Raw genomic sequence first — 15,709 nt, forward strand, 5'->3', positions numbered from 1 at the left:
CCTGCGATCCTCCGCCACCGAACCGCAGTGGTCTACACCAAAACGCCGTGTTCTTGCTCAATCCGGGGACGCTGGACCGGGCGAACCGCGCACCGGGCTCAGTTGCCCATCAGCTTCTGCAGCGCGGTCAGCGCGCGGCTGGCCGTGGACTTGACCGTGCCCTTCGACAGGCCGGTCGCCTCGGCGATCTCGGCCTCGGAGAGGTTGCCGTAGTAGCGCAGGACCAGCACCTCGCGCTGCCGCCGCGGCAGCTGGCCCAGCGCGTTGACCACGGCCTGGTGCTCGGCGGTGAGCATCGCCAGCGACTCCGCGGAGCGCGCGTTCGCCTGGTGCGGGGGCTCGTACTCGCGGGCGGTCTTGCGCCGCCGCAGCACCGAGCGGCTGCCGTTGACCACCGCGGTGCGCAGGTAGGCGACCGCCGCGCTCGCGTCGCGCAGCCCGGACCAGTTGCGGTACAGGCCGGTGAACGCCTCCTGGACGACGTCCTCGGCGGTGCTCGGGTCGTCCACCAGCAGGATGGCCAACCGGACCATCCGCATCCGCTGCTGCTTGTAGATGTCCTCCAGGTTCAGCGGCTGCGGGGCGGTGCGGCTCGCGCCGTCGAGCTTGCGCAGCGTCCCCAGCGTCTGCTCCACGCTGCGCTCGACCCCCCGGGAATCCTCGCCCATGATCGTGCAACCTACCGGCTGTCGGGGGTCGCGCGGTGTGCGGCCGGGTAGCGTCGATACCGATCAGTGATCGAGTTGTGGAGGAAGAGCGACTCATGCCCAGGTTCGTTTTCGACATGGTCTACGGCGACGACGAGGAGCGGCGGCTGGCCGTGCGTCCCGCCCACCGGGAGTACGCCAAGGGGTTGGCGGAGCAGGGCAAGCTCCTCGCGGGCGGGCCGTTCACCGACGGCAAGGGCGCGCAGATCGTCTACGAGGCCGCCGACGAGGCCGAGGTGCGGGAGCTCGTCGCCAACGACCCCTACACCAAGGAGGGCGTGCTGGCCTCGACCTCCATCCGCCAGTGGGAGATCGTCACCGGGTCCTGGCCGCAGGGCGCGTGACGCGCTCCGCGCCGGCGCTCACCGCCGCGCCCCCGAACTGCCCTGGCGTCCGGGGCGCTGGCGTGTGAGGCTGTGCACAGGATCGATTTCTGAATCCTTTCGCGAGCTTGTTCGCGACACCCGCCTCGGGCAGTGTGACGCGAAAGAGTGGTGCCCGCCGAAAAACCCGCTGTCCGGGGGAATCGGGCACCTAGGATGCTGCGCGACTCGCGTCAACGAAGACCGAACTCCATCTGAGGAGGATGATCGATGCCCATCGCGACCCCCGAGGTCTACGCGGAGATGCTGGACCGGGCGAAGAAGGACGAATTCGCCTACCCGGCAATCAACGTGACCTCGTCGGAGACGCTCAACGCGGCGCTGCGCGGGTTCGCCGAGGCCGAGAGCGACGGCATCATCCAGGTCTCGACCGGTGGGTCCGAGTTCGCCTCGGGCACCAAGGTCAAGGACATGGTCACCGGGGCCACCGCCCTCGCCGAGTACGCGCACGTGGTCGCGGACAAGTACCCGGTGAACATCGCGCTGCACACCGACCACTGCCCGAAGGACAAGCTGGACGGCTTCGTCCGGCCGCTGCTGGAGATCAGCCAGGAGCGGGTGAACAAGGGGCAGAACCCGCTGTTCCAGTCGCACATGTGGGACGGCTCGGCCATCGACCTGGACGAGAACCTGCAGATCGCCCAGGAGCTGCTGGCGGCCTCGGCCAAGGCCAAGATCATCCTGGAGCTGGAGGTCGGCGTGGTCGGCGGCGAGGAGGACGGCGTCGCCAACGACATCAACGAGAAGCTCTACACCGCCCCGGGCGACTACATCAAGACGGTGGACGCGCTGGGCACCGGCGAGAAGGGCCGCTACCTGCTGGCCGCGACCTTCGGCAACGTGCACGGCGTGTACAAGCCGGGCAACGTCAAGCTGCGCCCGGAGATCCTCAAGCAGGGCCAGGAGGTCGTCACCGAGAAGCTGGGCCTGCCCTCCGGGTCAAAGCCCTTCGACCTGGTCTTCCACGGCGGTTCGGGCTCGCTGCTGGAGGAGATCCACGAGGCGGTCTCCTACGGCGTGATCAAGATGAACATCGACACCGACACGCAGTACGCGTTCACCCGGCCCATCGCGGACCACATGATGCGCAACTACGACGGCGTGCTGAAGGTCGACGGCGAGGTCGGCAACAAGAAGACCTACGACCCGCGCAGCTACCTCAAGGTCGCCGAGCAGGCCATGGCCGAGCGCGTCGTCCAGGGCTGCCAGGTGCTCAAGAGCGAGGGCAAGAAGCTCTGAGCTGACCCCGCGCCCGTTCGCCAGGAGTCCCCGGCGCGCACCGAGCGCCGGGGACTCCTCGCGTCGCGGGCACCGCGACGCCCGAGCCCGAGACCTGGAAGCATGGTGGACATGTCGAGGAACCTGTTGGAACCGCCGGAAACGCAGCTGCCGGAGAACCCCGAGGCGCAGAGCGCGCTGGACGCGGGCACCGATCCCGCCGAGGTCGCCGCGCAGCACCCCGCCTTCAGCGCCGCGTGGGCGGCGCTGGCGCAGCGGGCGCTCGACTCCGGTGAGTACATCGCCGCCTACGCCTACGCCCGGACCGGTTACCACCGCGGGCTGGACGCCCTGCGCAAGGCCGGTTGGAAGGGGTTCGGCCCGGTGCCGTGGTCGCACGAGCCCAACCGCGGCGTGCTGCGCTCGATCGCCTCGCTGGCCAAGGCCGCTCGGGGCATCGGCGAGACCGAGGAGCACGACCGCTGCCGCCAGCTGCTGGAGGACAGCGACCCGGCCTCCCTGGAGGCGACCGGACTGGCCTGAGCCCGAGCCCTCTCTCATCAGAAGTCCCCAGGACGCGGAGCGCCCCGGGGACTTCTGATGAGAAAAGGCAACCACCACCGAGAGCCCGCAGGTCCGGTGGGCGATGATGTCCGGTGTGGGGCGGTTTCGCGAGGAGTTGAGCCGGCGGTTCCGGCGGTTGTTGCGCACCGGGGTGCCGATCGTGCAGTGCGCGGTGGCCGCGGGTCTGGCGTGGTTCCTGGCGCACCGCGTCGTCGGGCACGCCACGCCGTTCTTCGCGCCGATCGCGGCCGTGGTCTCGCTCGGCGTGTCGCTGGGCCAGCGGATGCGCCGGGCGCTGGAGCTGGTGGTCGGCGTCAGCATCGGCGTCGGGGTCGGCGACCTGCTGATCGCCTACATCGGCAGCGGCGCCTGGCAGATCACGCTCGTGGTGGCGCTGGCGATGAGCACCGCGGTGCTGCTGGACTCCGGCGGCGTGATCGTGCTGCAGGCCGCGTCCTCCTCGGTGCTGGTCGCGACGCTGCTGCCGCCGGCGTCGGCGGGCGGCCCGAACCGGATGATCGACGCCGCCATCGGCGGCCTGGTCGGGTTCGCGGTGGCCGCGCTGCTGCCCGCCAACCCGCTGGCGGTGGCGCACCGCAACGGCCGCGTCGTGCTGGGCGCGCTGGCCGACGCGCTGCGCGGGGTCGCCAGCGCGGTCGCGCACGCCGACGTCGAGGCCGCCGCGGACGTGCTGGCGCAGGCGCGCAAGAGCCAGAAGTCCGTGGAGGAGCTGCGGGTCGCGCTGGAGGGCGGCCGCGAGATCGCCCGCGTCGCGCCGATCCGCTGGCGCCGTCGCCGAGACCTGGACCGCTACGAGAACGCCGCGCCCCCGATCGACCGCGCGCTGCGCAACACCCGGGTGCTGGCGCGCCGCGCGCTCGCGGCGCTGCGCGACGGCGAACCCGTGCCCAGACCGCTGCCCGGCATGCTCGAGGAGCTCGCGGGCACCGTGGTGCTGCTGCGCGACGAGCTGGCCAGCGGCACCGATCCGCTGCAGGCCAGGGAGGCCGCGCGCTCGGTGGCCCGGCGCTCCACGGTGGAGATGCTGGCCGAGGGCGACTTCTCCATGCAGGTCGTGGTGCTGCAGGTGCGCTCCATCGCGGTGGACCTGCTGCAGGCCACGGGGCTGAGCCGGGACGAGGCCAACGCGGCCCTGCCGCCGCTGCACCCCGAGGACTAGGAGAGCCGTGCTCAGGGCCGGTCGAGCACCGCGGCCAGCGCGTCGTGCAGCGGCTCGTGGTCGCGCGGGTCGTGCAGCGCGCAGTCGGCGGCCGACAGCCGGTACCACTCGTTCGCGCCCGCGTAGCGGACCGCGACCCGCACCGCGCCGTCCTCGCAGGTGGTGGCAAGTTCCAGGTCGCCGGTGATGACGCCGACCTCGTCGGTCAGCACGCCGCCGGGCGGGGCGGTCACGGTGGTGCGCAGCTCGGGCACGGGTCCTCCCCGGGTTCGGTCGCCGCCATGGTCCCGCGGGGGTGGGCGGTCCCGCAGCGGAACCGCCCACCGCGGTCAGCAGGTGCCCAGCGCGTCCTGCAGCGCGGTCTTCTCCGCCTCGGTGACGGTCAGGTCGTACTCGTGCTTCGTGCCGATCCACATCGAGGCGTAGGTGCAGTGGTAGTCGGTGAGCGAGGGCATCCACTCGTCCGGCGTCTGGTCGCCCTTCTCCTGGTTGACGTTGTCGGTCACCGCGATCAGCTGCGGCCCCTCCAGGTCGTTGGCGAAGGCCTCCCGCTGCTCCTGGGTCCACTCGGCGGCACCGGAGCGCCAGGCGGCGGCGAGCGGGACGACGTGGTCGATGTCCACGTCGGAGGCCTGGCTCCAGGTGTCCCCGTCGTACGGGCTGTACCAGCTGCCCGCGGTCGGGTAGCAGTCCGAGCCGACCTCGACGCCCTCGCCGTCGCGCTTGAGCACCGACTCGCGGGTGTTGCAGTTGTCCGCGCCGTTGCTCCAGTGCGGGAACTTCTCGCGGTCGTAGCCGTCCATCGAGCCCTCCGGCGCGACGGTCAGCTCGCCCAGCTCGGCCTGCGCCGTCGCCGGGTCCGGGATTCCGGGCGGTTCGGCCGAGGCCGGCGCGGCCAGGCTGAGGCCGAGCGCCCCGGCCAGCGGTAGGGCGGTCAGGGTGGTGCGCAGGGTGCGGCTGCCGATCATGGCCACCTCCGGTTCGTCGTCGGACGTTGCTGACCATCGCCGAGCCGGATGTCCTGAGCAATGCCGGAGGGTGACCAACCGGTGACCTGGCGCGAACTCGCCACCACGGGTAACGCGCCTCGGTCGGGGCGCGGCGGAGCCGCCGGAGGTGGCGGAACCGCGGTCAGGCGAGGTGGAGGTCCTCGGTGTGCCGGTACCAGACCCACTTCTCCGCGGGCCGCGGGTGCGCGACGCCGTCGCGCACGACCGTGGCCGGGTCGAAGGCCAGCTGCAGCGCGCGCCCCCGGGCAGTCTCGGTGCGCTTGCGCAGCAGCGCGCGGCGGGTGGTGGTGACCCGCACGCCGTCGAAGGCCGGGTCGAGGGTGGTGCTCAGCGGGTGCGCGGTGGATTCCGGCAGTGGCGCGGCGTCGGGGTCCGGCGAGGCCACCAGGCTCAGCGCCGAGCCCCGCAGCACCATCCGGTCGTCGCAGTAGCCCTGTCCGGTGATCGGTTCGATGCGGCCCTCGCCGAGCAGGATCCCGCCCGCGTCGTCGCGCAGCAGCGGGGTCGGGCGGGACGGGCCGCGCAGCGCCCTGGCGAAGTCGCCGACGCCCAGGCCCCACAGCCGGGCGACCGGCGAGTCGGCCACCGGCACGTAGCCCACCGCGAGGTCGCCCAGCCGCTCCTTGCGCAGCAGCCGCAGCACCACGGCGGACAGGTCGGCGTCGGTGCCGTGCACCACGATCCGGTCGGTCGCCCCGGCCAGCAGCGGGTCCACCTCGGCGCGGCCCGGCGTTCCCGGCAGGTCGTGCCACTGCGCACCGTCGTCGTCCGGACGCGCTGCGCGGTCGACGTTTCCGCAGGACAATGCGGTGGTACTCACGTTTCGCTCCTGGTTTACCCTGATCGATCGGCACTTCCCGTGGTGGGAGCGGGCGAAGCGTGCGGTCACGCTGGCGACCACCCAGTCCAGGTTGGAGTTTCACATGCCGGCGATCGTGCTGATCGGCGCCCAGTGGGGCGACGAAGGCAAGGGTAAGGCGACGGACCTGCTCGGCGAGCGGGCGCAGTGGGTCGTCCGCTACCAGGGCGGCAACAACGCGGGTCACACCGTGGTGCTGCCCGACGGGCAGGACTTCGCGCTGCACCTCATCCCGTCGGGGATCCTCACCCCCGGCGTGACGAACGTGATCGGCAACGGCGTGGTCGTCGACCCCGGCGTGCTGCTGGAGGAGCTCGCCGGGCTGGAGGAGCGCGGCGTGGACACCTCGCGGCTGCTGCTGTCGGCCGACGCGCACCTGATCATGCCGTACCACGTGGCCATCGACAGGGTCACCGAGCGCTACCTCGGCAAGAAGCAGATCGGCACCACCGGTCGCGGGATCGGGCCCTGCTACCAGGACAAGATCGCTCGCGTCGGCGTGCGGGCCCAGGACCTGCTGGACGAGAAGATCCTGCGGCAGAAGGTCGAGGCCGCGCTGGACTTCAAGAACCAGATCCTGGTCAAGGTCTACAACCGGCGGGCCATGGACCCCGAGGAGGTCGTGGACACCGTGCTGGGCCAGGCCGAGAAGTTCGCGAGCCGCATCGCCGACACCAAGCTGCAGATCAACCAGGCCGTGGAGCGCGGTGAAACCGTGCTGCTGGAGGGCTCGCAGGGCACCCTGCTCGACGTCGACCACGGCACCTACCCGTTCGTGACCTCCTCGAACCCGACCTCGGGCGGGGCCAGCGCCGGTTCCGGCATCGGCCCGACCAAGATCAGCAGCGTGGTGGGCATCCTCAAGGCCTACACCACCCGGGTGGGCGCGGGCCCGTTCCCGACCGAGCTGACCGACGAGGCCGGCGAGGACCTGCGCAAGCAGGGCGGCGAGTTCGGCGTCACCACCGGCCGCTCCCGGCGCACCGGCTGGTTCGACGCGGTCATCGCCCGCTACGCGACCCGCGTCAACGGCATCACCGACTACTTCCTGACCAAGCTCGACGTGCTCTCCGGCCTGGAGACGATCCCGATCTGCGTGGCCTACGACGTCGACGGCGAGCGGGTCGAGGAGATGCCGATGACTCAGACCGGCGTGCACCACGCGGTGCCGGTCTACGAGGAGATGCCGGGCTGGTCCGAGGACCTCAGCAAGGCCCGCAGCTTCGAGGAGCTGCCCGCCAACGCGCGCGCCTACGTCGAGCGCATCGAGGAGCTCTCCGGTGCCCGCGTGTCGGCCATCGGAGTCGGCCCCGGCCGCGACGAGACGATCGTGCGTCACGAGATCGGCTGAACGGCGTGAAGCCGCCGCCCCCGGATCCCGGGGGCGGCGGCCCTTTCACATGGGCGGGCGGTGCAGGGGTGGCGACGGCCCGCCCAGGTCTCAGCCCTCGTCGCGGGCGGCCACGGCGATGTCCGGGTTGTCGCTGAAGATGCCGTCGATGCCGGTGGCGTACAGCGCGCGGAAGAAGCCGAACGCGTCGCCGTAGGCGGCCGGGTCCTCGGAGGAGCGGAAGTCCGCGGGCAGGAAGGTGTTCTCCGCCCGGACGGTGTAGGGCACGACCTGCAGCCCGGCGCGGTGCGCGTCGTCGACCACCCGCGTGGGCTCGGTGAGGAAGCCCTGCTCGTCGACCGGCAGGATCACCTCGGTGTCCGGGCCGATCACGTCGGCGTACTCGGCGATGTCGCGCAGGCCCTTCGGGGTGACCATGTCCTGGTAGGTGCGCGGGTCGCCGGACTCGACGAAGTCCTGCGGCGCGCCGGAGCTGCTGATCAGCTGCACCAGCGGCACCTCCAGCTCGGCGTTGAGCTGCTGGAGGTTGCCGACCTCGAACGACTGCACCGCGACCTTCGAGCCCGGCTCGTTGAGCCCGGCGCCGTCGAGCTGGTCGACCAGCCGGGGCTCCAGCGGTAGCCCGATCGAGCGGAAGTAGCTGGGGTGCTTGGTCTCCGGCGCGATCCCGATCTCGCGGCCCAGCTCGGCGGACAGCCGATCGCGCAGCTCGATGACCTCCTGCAGCGTCGGCACCTGGTAGCGGCCGTCGTAGACGGTGTTCTGCTGGCGGATCTCCGGCAGCCGCTCCTTGGCGCGCAGCGTCTTGAGCTCGGCGAGGGTGAAGTCCTCGGTGAACCAGCCGGTGTGCTCGGTGCCGTCGATGACCTTGGTGGTCTTGCGGTCGGCGAACTCCGGGCGCTCGGCGACGTCGGTGGTGCCGGTGATGTCGTTCTCGTGCCGGGCGACCAGCACGCCGTCCTTGGTGGGCACCAGGTCCGGCTCGATGTAGTCGGCGCCCATCTGCGCGGCCAGCTCGTAGGAGGCCAGGGTGTGCTCGGGGCGGTATCCGGAGGCGCCGCGGTGGCCGTAGACCTCGACCTCGGCGGACTCCGGCGCGGGCTGGGCGGACGCGGGCTGCGCGGTCGCGGTGACCACGCCCAGCGCGGCCAGACCGGTCAGCGACAGCGCGGTCAACCGTCCCCTGATGCTCATCTGCTCTCCTGCTCCTCGGGTGCTGCGGACGTGCCGCATCCTCGGCCAAACCATTCCGCGCGGAATCGACCAATCGGGCACTTTCGATCGACTCCCGGGTGAACGGGCGACGACGGCGGTGCGACCTGCGAATCCGCTCGGACCCGGGGGCAGCGCGCACGTGGCCCGGCGCACGCTCTACGCTTCGGCCTCGTGCGAATCCTCGTGATCGGTGGCGGTGGCCGGGAGCACGCGATCCTGCTCGCGCTCTCCCACGACCCGTCCGTGACGGCGCTGGCCTGCGCGCCGGGCAACGCGGGCACCGCCTCCCTGGCCGAAACGCTGGCGGCCGACGTCGCCAAGCCGGAAGACGTGGTCCGGGCGGCCACCGAGTGGAAGGCCGACCTCGTCGTGTTCGGCCCGGAGACCCCGCTGGTCGCCGGTGCCTCCGACGCGGTGCGCGCCGCGGGCATCCCCTGCTTCGGCCCCTCCAAGGCGGCCGCGCGCATCGAGGGCTCCAAGGCCTTCGCCAAGGACGTCATGGACACCGCCGGTGTTCCGACCGCGACCAGCGAGATCGTGGACAACCCGGCCAAGCTGGACGCCGCGCTGGCCGGTTACGGCCCGACCTGGGTGGTCAAGGACGACGGGCTGGCCGCGGGCAAGGGCGTGCTGGTCACCAGCGACTTCGACGCCGCCCGGGCGCACGCCATCACGCTGCTCGACGGCGGGCACCCGGTGCTGCTGGAGTCCTTCCTGGACGGCCCGGAGGCTTCGCTGTTCTGCCTTGTCGACGGCACCACCGTGGTCCCGCTGCTGCCCGCGCAGGACTTCAAGCGCGTCGGCGACGAGGACGCGGGCCCGAACACCGGCGGGATGGGCGCCTACGCGCCGCTGCCCTGGGCCCCGGAAGATCTGGTCGAGACCGTGGTCCGCGACGTCGTGCAGCCGACCGTCGACGAGCTGGCCGGGCGAGGCACGCCGTTCTCCGGCCTGCTCTACGCGGGACTGGCCCTGACCTCCAACGGCCCGCAGGTCATCGAGTTCAACTGCCGCTTCGGCGACCCGGAGACCCAGGCCGTGCTGGCCCTGCTGCGGACCCCGCTCGCCGGGCTGTTCAAGGCGGTCGCCGAGGGGACGCTGGCCGAGCACCCGCCGCTGGAGTGGGAGCCGGGCGCGGCGGTCACCGTCGTGCTGGCCGCCGAGGGCTACCCGGGCAGGCCGCGCGTCGACGACGTCATCCAGGGCGGCGAGGCCGAGGGAGTGCTGCACTCCGGCACCCGCCGCCGCGAGGACGGCGCGGTGGTCTCGGCGGGCGGCCGGGTGCTGTCGGTGGTGGCCACCGGCGAGGACCTGGCGGCCGCGCGCGAGGGCGCGTACCGGCGCGTGGCGGGCGTGCACCTGCCCGGCGCGCACTGGCGCACCGACATCGCCAAGCGCGCCGTCGAGGGCGAGATCAGCCTCCCGAGCGCGTGAACTGGCAGGCTGTGCGCATGGCGAGTCAGCACCCCGGGCTCGGCGTGGCCTCCCGCGCCGACGTCGACCCGTTCCAGGTCATGGAGGTCCTCTCCGCGGCAGCGGAGCGGCAGCGCAGCAAGGGTGACGTGGTGTCGCTGGCCGCGGGCCAGCCCTCCACCCCGGCGCCCAAGGCGGTCCGCGACGCGGCCGCGCGGGCCCTCGACGAGAACGCCCTCGGCTACACCGAGCAGCTGGGCATCCGCGAGCTGCGCGAGGCCATCGCCGGGCACTACCACCGCACCTACGGCCGGGTCGTGGACACCGGTGAGGTCGTGGTGACCACCGGCGCCTCCGGAGCGTTCCTGCTGGCCTTCCTCAGCGCCTTCGAAGCGGGCGACCGGGTCGCGCTTGCCTCGCCGGGCTACCCGGCCTACCGCAACATCCTGTCCGCGCTGGGCTGCGAGGTCGTGGAGCTGCAGTGCGACGCCTCCACCCGGTTCCAGCCGACGGTGGACGTGCTCGACGCGCTGGACGCGCCGGTGGCCGGCCTGATCGTGGCCAGCCCGGCCAACCCGACCGGCACCGTGCTCTCCCGCGACGAGCTGGCCGAGCTCGCGGGCTGGTGCGAGTCGAACGGCGTGCAGCTGGTCAGCGACGAGATCTACCACGGCCTGTCCTACGGCGAGCCGCTGCACACCGCGCGGGAGTTCTCCGCCGAGGCGATCGTGGTGAACTCCTTCTCCAAGTTCTGGTCGATGACCGGGTGGCGGCTGGGCTGGATGCTGGTCCCGCCGCGGCTGCTGCGCGCGGTGGACACCCTGACCGGCAACTTCACCCTGTGCCCGCCGGCGCTCTCGCAGCGAGCGGCCGTGGCCGCCTTCGCCCCGGAGGCCTACGACGAGGTCCGCGGCCACGTGGACCGCTACCGGGAGAACCGCGAGGTGCTGCTCGACGGCCTGGCCGAGCTGGGCATCGAGGTCGCCCCGGCCGATGGCGCGTTCTACGCGTGGGCGAACGTCGGCCACCTCACCGACGACGCCAAGGGCTTCTGCCGCAGGCTGCTCGACGTCACCGGCGTCGCCGCCGTCCCCGGCGTCGACTTCGACCCGCAGCGGGGCAACGAGTACCTGCGCCTGTCCTTCGCCGGCAGCCCGGAGGACATCGCCGAGGCCCTCGCCCGGCTGAAGTCCTGGCTCGGCGCCGCCTGAGGGCCGTTCATGAATCGCTTCGCTGGGCGGTGCCAGTAGCGGAACCCGAGCGCCTCGGCGCGCGGCTCCTCGATGCTGCCGAGCGGGGGCTCCTCGGGGAACCCCGAGTTTTCCCCGGTCCCCGCCGTCGAGCGGCCGTTCTCGCCCGTCGGCGTGGCACGCTGGAAGCACAGGTCCGGCGTTCTTAGGCGGTTGCGATGTGGTGGAAGGTGATCGGCGGGCTGCTGGCGGTGTGGCTCGTGCTGTCGGTGGCCGGTTGGGTGATCAAGGGGCTGTTCTGGCTGGCCGTGATCGGCGGGGTTCTCTTCGTCGCCACCGCGGCGGTCGGTTGGGCCAAGGACCGCAAGCAGATCAAGCCGTGAGGCGCGGCAGCTCGGCCTGAGCTCGCCGCCCGGGTGGCTCAGGCCAAGCTGCGCCGCGCCGCGTCGGCGCCGCTCCAGCGGTGGGCGACCAGGCCGGCTCGGCGGGCGGCGTCGACGTTGTCCTGGCGGTCGTCGAAGAACGCGCATTCCTCGGGGGCGGCGCGGAGCGTCTCGGTGAGGACCCGGTAGATCCGCGGGTCCGGCTTGGCCACGCCCAGGTCGCCGGAGAACAGCAGGTGCTTGAACCGCCGCGCCCAGGACTTGCGCTCCACCGCGCGGCCGAAGGTCGAGGAGGCGTTCGACAGCATGGCCAGCGGCACGTCCCGCCGGTGCAGCTCCTCGACCAGCTCCAGCGCCGCCGGGTCGGTGTTCAGCCAGCCCGCCACGTCCAGCGCGGTCAGCCGCGCGACCAGCGCGTCGTCGGCCGTCTTGCCGAGCCGCGCGGCGACCGCCCGCCAGTACTCGACGTCCGAGGCTCCCGAGTCGTAGCGATCCCGCTCGGCCCAGTAGGCGCGCTCGAAGTCGGCCTCACCGGTCTCCAGCAGCGCGGCCAGGGAGGGCAGCTCCGGAGTCCGCAGGCTGATCACCTCGCCGTAGTCGAAAACCACCCAGCGGACCACGCGCACCTCCCGGGGTCTGTGCGTCGAGGTGGCGGAGCCACCTCCTCCTTCCGCGAGCGGGCGAGCAGCTCGCACCGCCCGAGGCCCTCCCGCCCGCTCCGCCGCGCGGAACGACCTCGAGGCACGCCCTAGATGCCGGCCTGCCCGATCCGGCGCAGGGCCTCCTCCACGTCGGCCTCGCTGACGTCCCGGTGCAGCACGAACCGCACCTGGCCGCTCATCGGCACCGCCAGGACCCCGACCGAGGTCAGGCGCTGCAGCGTCAGCTGCACGTCCGGAACCGCCGCCAGGAGCATGTTCGTCTGCGGCGTCGCGACCTGCCAGCCCCGCTCGGCGAGGCCGTCGGCCAGCAACCGGGCGTTGTCGTGATCCTCGCCGAGCGAGTCGATCCGGTCCAGCGCGGCCAGCCCGGCCGCGGCCACCACGCCGCCCTGCCGGACCCCGCCGCCGAGCATCTTGCGCACGCGTCGACCTGCGGTGATGAACTCGGCCTCGCCCGCCAGCACCGAGCCGACCGGCGCGCCGAGGCCCTTGCTCAGGCAGACCTGCACGCTGTCCACCCCGACGGTCAGCGCCTTCGGCGGCACGCCCAGCGCGGCCGAGGCGTTCCACAGCCGTGCTCCGTCCAGGTGAACCTTCAGCCCGAGCTCCTTCGCGGCCGCGGCCAGCTGCGCGTGCTCGTGCGGGGGCACGATCGCGCCGCCCGCTCCGTTGTGCGTGTTCTCCAGGCACAGCAGCGTGGTGTGCAGCGCGTCGTAGGCGGTGGTGATCCGCGCCTGCGCGCGCACCGCCTCCGCGGTGGGGCGCCCGGGGCCCGCGTCCCAGTCGAGCGGGTCGGGCATGCCGCCCGCGAGCCAGGCGGCCGAGCCGAGCTCGTGGTTGAGCACGTGCGCGCCGTGCGGTGCGAGGAACCGATCGCCCCGCTGGAGGTGCAGCATCAGCGCGATCAGGTTGCCCATCGTGCCGCTGGGCACCCACAGCGCGGAGGCCGTGCCCAGCAGGTCGGCGACGCGCTCCTCCAGCGCCCGCATCGTCGGATCGCGGTCGAGCACGTCGTCGCCGACCTCGGCGGCGGCCATCGCCGCCCGCATCCGGTCGTCGGGGCGGGTCACCGTGTCGGAGCGGAGATCGATGGGTGCCGAATTGGTCACGAACAGATCACATCACACCCGTACGGGGGTAGGGCAATGGGCCTTCGAGCCACCGGGGGTGAGTGAGGTATCAATCACGGGGAGGATTGGGGGCTGGAACCGGGCGTGCAACGGAAGACCCCGGAGATCCCGTCCTATCGAGTGCAGGCGACGAACGAGCGGAGAGTTCCGCGTGGACCAGCGCGAGGAGCAGGAGTTCGCGGAGTACTTCGTGGCTCGGCGGGAGGCGGTGCGTCGGATGGCGTACATGATGTGCGGTGACTGGCACCGCGCGGACGATCTCGCCCAGACCGCGTTCATCGCGCTGCACCGGCACTGGCGGAAGGTGCGGGACAAGGGCGCCCTGGACGCCTACGTCCGCCGCACGCTGACCCGCGCGGTGATCGACGAGTCCCGGCGGCCCTGGAGACGGGAGAAGGCCGCCGAGACCCTGCCCGACTCCCCGGCGGACGCGCCGGACATGGACGACTCGGTGGCGACCAGGCAGGCGCTCCTGGAGGGCTTGCAGCAGGTGCCGCCGAAGCAGCGCGCCGTGCTGGTGCTGCGGTTCCTCGAAGGGCTGGACGTGGCGGGGGTGGCCGCGGTCATGAAGTGCAGCGAGGGGACCGTCAAGAGCCAGTCCGCGCGCGGGCTGGCGGCGCTGCGGGAGGCGATGGGCGACGAGCTCGGGGACCTGAGGTCCGCGTGAAGGGGGTGCGTGGTGGACGAGCGCAAGCTCGAGGAGCTGTTCCGTGACACCGTGCGAACGGTTCCGCCCGCGACGTTCGACGAGAACGACGTGGCCCGGCGGTCGCGCGAGGTCGCGGTGCGCCGCAGGCGGGTCGCGCTCGGCGGCACCGTCGCGGCCGCCGCGGTGCTGGCGGGAGGTGTCGGCGTCGGGTCCCAGCTGATCGCGCCGTCCGGGGACCACGTGGCCAGCCCGCCGCCCGCGCAGCAGCCCGCCGCCCCGGCGCCGCGCGCCGACGGCGGACCGACCGTGCTCCAGGAGCGCTCCGCGGGCTGCGCGCCGGACGCGCAGCTGATCCGGGCGGTCACCGCGGAGCTGCCCGCCGCCGCGGGCAGCAGGCCCAGCGCGCCCGCGAGCTGCCCGGCGGGGGCCAGGGCGGCCGCCTTCGAGCTGCACGACGGACGGGCTGCCGGCCAGGTGACCGTGCTGGTCAGCCCGGTCGGCGCGGTCTCCCCGCAGCAGGCCGCGCCGGGTGATGTGCGATTGCCCGACGGCGCGCAGCAGTCGGTGCGCAAGGCGCGCAGCGGCAAGGTCGTCGTCGTGGTCAGCGACCCGGCGCCCTCCTCGCCCGCCCCGCCCTTCGGTGCCCGCGTCGCGCCCCTCGCGGGCGACCTGGCGGCGAAGTTCTGATGCCTCGTCGCGCGGGACCACCGGGCGCCGGGGGCTCTCGCGCGAGGCGGCAGCACGACGCCCGGGCCGTCTCGGCGGGCTCGGGCGCTTAGGATCTGTCGGCATGACGGCGGCCAGTACTCCCAAGGGCGAGCGCAGGCGGCAGGCGCTGGTCGCCGCCGCCGCGGAGCTGCTGTCCGAGGGCGGCTTCGAGGCGGTGCGCCACCGGGCGGTGGCCGAGCGCGCCGGGCTGCCGCTGGCCTCCACCACCTACTACTTCTCCTCGCTGGACGACCTGATCAGCGCGGCCGTGGAGCACGACGGCAGGCAGGAGCTCGCCGCCGGGCGCGCGCGCCTGGACGAGCTCGCCGAGCAGCCGAGGAGCACCGACGCGGTCATCGAGCTGCTGCTGGACCTGCTGCTGGGCGTGGCGTCCCGGGATGGCGGCGCGGAGCCGGTGCTGCTGCGCTACGAGCGCCTGGTGGGCTCGCCGCGGCGCCCCTACCTCGCTCCGCTGATGCGCCAGATGTCCGCCGAGCTGCAGGAGCTGCTGGCCGAGATCTTCGAGCGCAGCGGGATGCGGGTGGGCAGGGAGCGGCTGCTGGAGCTGATCGCCCTGGTCGACGGCGCGGTGGTCAACGCGCTGATCGAATCCGACCCGGATCCGCGCTCGGCGGCGCGCCGAATGCTGACCGCGCAGTTGCGCTAGAACGCGCGGGTGGTCGCCAGGCGAACGGGCGGCGATTTCTCGTTCGCTAGAAGTCCCAGTTCGTTTCCGCGAAACGGCCCTGCGCCTTTCGCTCGCAATCCGCGCATTTACCGGTGATCGACTTGGTCAGCGGTTCCCGTCCCAGCGGCGTCGGCTGCGGCACCTTCATCTGCCCGTCGCACAACGCTTGGATCCTCTGACCAGCGTAAACGGCTCCCGGTCGGCGTGTCGTGGCGTGCCGGACCGTCTGGCCGGCCCCGACGATCCAGAACAGGTCCTGCAGTTCTTCGTGGGACATCTCGGTGCCCATCGCGCATCCCCCTGCGGCGAGAAAAGCCGAGCGTGAAGACCAACGGTATGGAAATCGCCGATCGCAGTCCAGAATCCGGCGGAGGATTAATTCTTTCGCCGGACGCGCTG

Annotated in this window: 19 protein-coding genes; 11 read left to right on the forward strand and 8 right to left on the reverse strand. The window is 72.5% G+C overall.

The window, feature by feature from the left end:
- Positions 1 to 98: 98 nt before the first annotated feature.
- Complete coding sequence (locus ACFQRI_RS24900) at positions 99 to 668, reverse strand: SigE family RNA polymerase sigma factor (RefSeq protein WP_380672653.1); 570 nt, start codon at positions 666 to 668, stop codon at positions 99 to 101.
- 95 nt (positions 669 to 763) lie between these two features.
- On the opposite strand from ACFQRI_RS24900, the gene ACFQRI_RS24905 reads away from it, so the two are divergent.
- The 4 genes from ACFQRI_RS24905 (at position 764) to ACFQRI_RS24920 (ending at position 4,052) form a co-directional block, all read left to right on the forward strand.
- On the forward strand, positions 764 to 1,051 hold the full coding sequence (locus ACFQRI_RS24905; RefSeq protein WP_380672655.1) for a YciI family protein: 288 nt from the start codon (positions 764 to 766) through the stop codon (positions 1,049 to 1,051).
- 249 nt (positions 1,052 to 1,300) lie between these two features.
- The gene (gene fbaA, locus ACFQRI_RS24910; RefSeq protein ID WP_380672657.1) at positions 1,301 to 2,329 is read left to right on the forward strand and encodes a class II fructose-bisphosphate aldolase; all 1,029 of its coding nucleotides are present in this window, start codon (positions 1,301 to 1,303) and stop codon (positions 2,327 to 2,329) included.
- A gap of 111 nt (positions 2,330 to 2,440) precedes the next feature.
- Positions 2,441 to 2,851, forward strand: a complete 411-nt coding sequence (locus tag ACFQRI_RS24915) for a DUF3151 domain-containing protein (RefSeq protein ID WP_380672659.1) — start codon at positions 2,441 to 2,443, stop codon at positions 2,849 to 2,851.
- Between the two features lie 136 nt (positions 2,852 to 2,987).
- The gene (locus ACFQRI_RS24920; protein ID WP_380672661.1) at positions 2,988 to 4,052 is read left to right on the forward strand and encodes an FUSC family protein; all 1,065 of its coding nucleotides are present in this window, start codon (positions 2,988 to 2,990) and stop codon (positions 4,050 to 4,052) included.
- 11 nt (positions 4,053 to 4,063) lie between these two features.
- On the opposite strand, the gene ACFQRI_RS24925 is transcribed toward ACFQRI_RS24920, so the two are convergent.
- The 3 genes from ACFQRI_RS24925 to ACFQRI_RS24935 all read right to left on the reverse strand — a co-directional run bounded on the left by ACFQRI_RS24925 (position 4,064) and on the right by ACFQRI_RS24935 (position 5,882).
- Positions 4,064 to 4,306 carry a hypothetical protein gene (locus ACFQRI_RS24925; protein ID WP_380672663.1) on the reverse strand — a complete coding sequence of 81 codons (243 nt, stop codon included), beginning with the start codon at positions 4,304 to 4,306 and terminating at the stop codon, positions 4,064 to 4,066.
- A 75-nt stretch (positions 4,307 to 4,381) separates the two neighbouring features.
- Positions 4,382 to 5,020, reverse strand: coding sequence for an HNH endonuclease family protein (locus tag ACFQRI_RS24930; protein WP_380672665.1), 639 nt, complete (start codon positions 5,018 to 5,020; stop codon positions 4,382 to 4,384).
- 163 nt (positions 5,021 to 5,183) lie between these two features.
- Positions 5,184 to 5,882 carry a hypothetical protein gene (locus ACFQRI_RS24935; RefSeq protein ID WP_380672667.1) on the reverse strand — a complete coding sequence of 233 codons (699 nt, stop codon included), beginning with the start codon at positions 5,880 to 5,882 and terminating at the stop codon, positions 5,184 to 5,186.
- 103 nt (positions 5,883 to 5,985) lie between these two features.
- Here ACFQRI_RS24935 and ACFQRI_RS24940 point away from each other — a divergent pair, with 103 nt between their 5' ends.
- The gene (locus ACFQRI_RS24940; RefSeq protein ID WP_380672669.1) at positions 5,986 to 7,272 is read left to right on the forward strand and encodes an adenylosuccinate synthase; all 1,287 of its coding nucleotides are present in this window, start codon (positions 5,986 to 5,988) and stop codon (positions 7,270 to 7,272) included.
- A gap of 90 nt (positions 7,273 to 7,362) precedes the next feature.
- Here ACFQRI_RS24940 and ACFQRI_RS24945 read toward each other — a convergent pair whose 3' ends face one another.
- Positions 7,363 to 8,466 carry a glycerophosphodiester phosphodiesterase gene (locus ACFQRI_RS24945; RefSeq protein WP_380672671.1) on the reverse strand — a complete coding sequence of 368 codons (1,104 nt, stop codon included), beginning with the start codon at positions 8,464 to 8,466 and terminating at the stop codon, positions 7,363 to 7,365.
- Positions 8,467 to 8,658: 192 nt separating this feature from the next.
- Here ACFQRI_RS24945 and purD point away from each other — a divergent pair, with 192 nt between their 5' ends.
- The 3 genes from purD (at position 8,659) to ACFQRI_RS24960 (ending at position 11,473) form a co-directional block, all read left to right on the forward strand.
- Positions 8,659 to 9,921, forward strand: a complete 1,263-nt coding sequence (gene purD, locus ACFQRI_RS24950; protein ID WP_380672673.1) for a phosphoribosylamine--glycine ligase — start codon at positions 8,659 to 8,661, stop codon at positions 9,919 to 9,921.
- A 17-nt stretch (positions 9,922 to 9,938) separates the two neighbouring features.
- Complete coding sequence (locus tag ACFQRI_RS24955) at positions 9,939 to 11,111, forward strand: pyridoxal phosphate-dependent aminotransferase (protein WP_380672674.1); 1,173 nt, start codon at positions 9,939 to 9,941, stop codon at positions 11,109 to 11,111.
- Positions 11,112 to 11,308: 197 nt separating this feature from the next.
- Positions 11,309 to 11,473 carry a hypothetical protein gene (locus ACFQRI_RS24960; protein WP_380672676.1) on the forward strand — a complete coding sequence of 55 codons (165 nt, stop codon included), beginning with the start codon at positions 11,309 to 11,311 and terminating at the stop codon, positions 11,471 to 11,473.
- 38 nt (positions 11,474 to 11,511) lie between these two features.
- On the opposite strand, the gene ACFQRI_RS24965 is transcribed toward ACFQRI_RS24960, so the two are convergent.
- Positions 11,512 to 12,093 carry an HAD family hydrolase gene (locus tag ACFQRI_RS24965; RefSeq protein WP_380672678.1) on the reverse strand — a complete coding sequence of 194 codons (582 nt, stop codon included), beginning with the start codon at positions 12,091 to 12,093 and terminating at the stop codon, positions 11,512 to 11,514.
- Positions 12,094 to 12,221: 128 nt separating this feature from the next.
- Positions 12,222 to 13,244 (reverse strand): threonine aldolase family protein, encoded by a 1,023-nt coding sequence (locus ACFQRI_RS24970; protein WP_380672680.1) that lies wholly within the window; start codon positions 13,242 to 13,244, stop codon positions 12,222 to 12,224.
- Positions 13,245 to 13,416: 172 nt separating this feature from the next.
- Between ACFQRI_RS24970 and ACFQRI_RS24975 the strand changes: the two genes are divergently transcribed.
- From ACFQRI_RS24975 to ACFQRI_RS24985, 3 genes are all read left to right on the forward strand, one after another.
- On the forward strand, positions 13,417 to 13,932 hold the full coding sequence (locus ACFQRI_RS24975; protein ID WP_380672682.1) for a SigE family RNA polymerase sigma factor: 516 nt from the start codon (positions 13,417 to 13,419) through the stop codon (positions 13,930 to 13,932).
- A 12-nt stretch (positions 13,933 to 13,944) separates the two neighbouring features.
- A complete protein-coding gene (locus ACFQRI_RS24980; RefSeq protein ID WP_380672684.1) occupies positions 13,945 to 14,601 on the forward strand; it encodes a hypothetical protein in 657 nt (218 codons plus the stop codon).
- Between the two features lie 103 nt (positions 14,602 to 14,704).
- Positions 14,705 to 15,289, forward strand: coding sequence for a TetR/AcrR family transcriptional regulator (locus ACFQRI_RS24985; RefSeq protein ID WP_380672686.1), 585 nt, complete (start codon positions 14,705 to 14,707; stop codon positions 15,287 to 15,289).
- Positions 15,290 to 15,335: 46 nt separating this feature from the next.
- Here the strand turns inward: ACFQRI_RS24985 and ACFQRI_RS24990 are convergent, their stop codons facing one another.
- On the reverse strand, positions 15,336 to 15,599 hold the full coding sequence (locus ACFQRI_RS24990; RefSeq protein WP_380672688.1) for a hypothetical protein: 264 nt from the start codon (positions 15,597 to 15,599) through the stop codon (positions 15,336 to 15,338).
- Positions 15,600 to 15,709 lie beyond the last annotated feature (110 nt).

The organism is Saccharopolyspora griseoalba (assembly GCF_042665275.1).
In the GTDB taxonomy this organism is placed as follows: domain Bacteria; phylum Actinomycetota; class Actinomycetes; order Mycobacteriales; family Pseudonocardiaceae; genus Saccharopolyspora; species Saccharopolyspora griseoalba.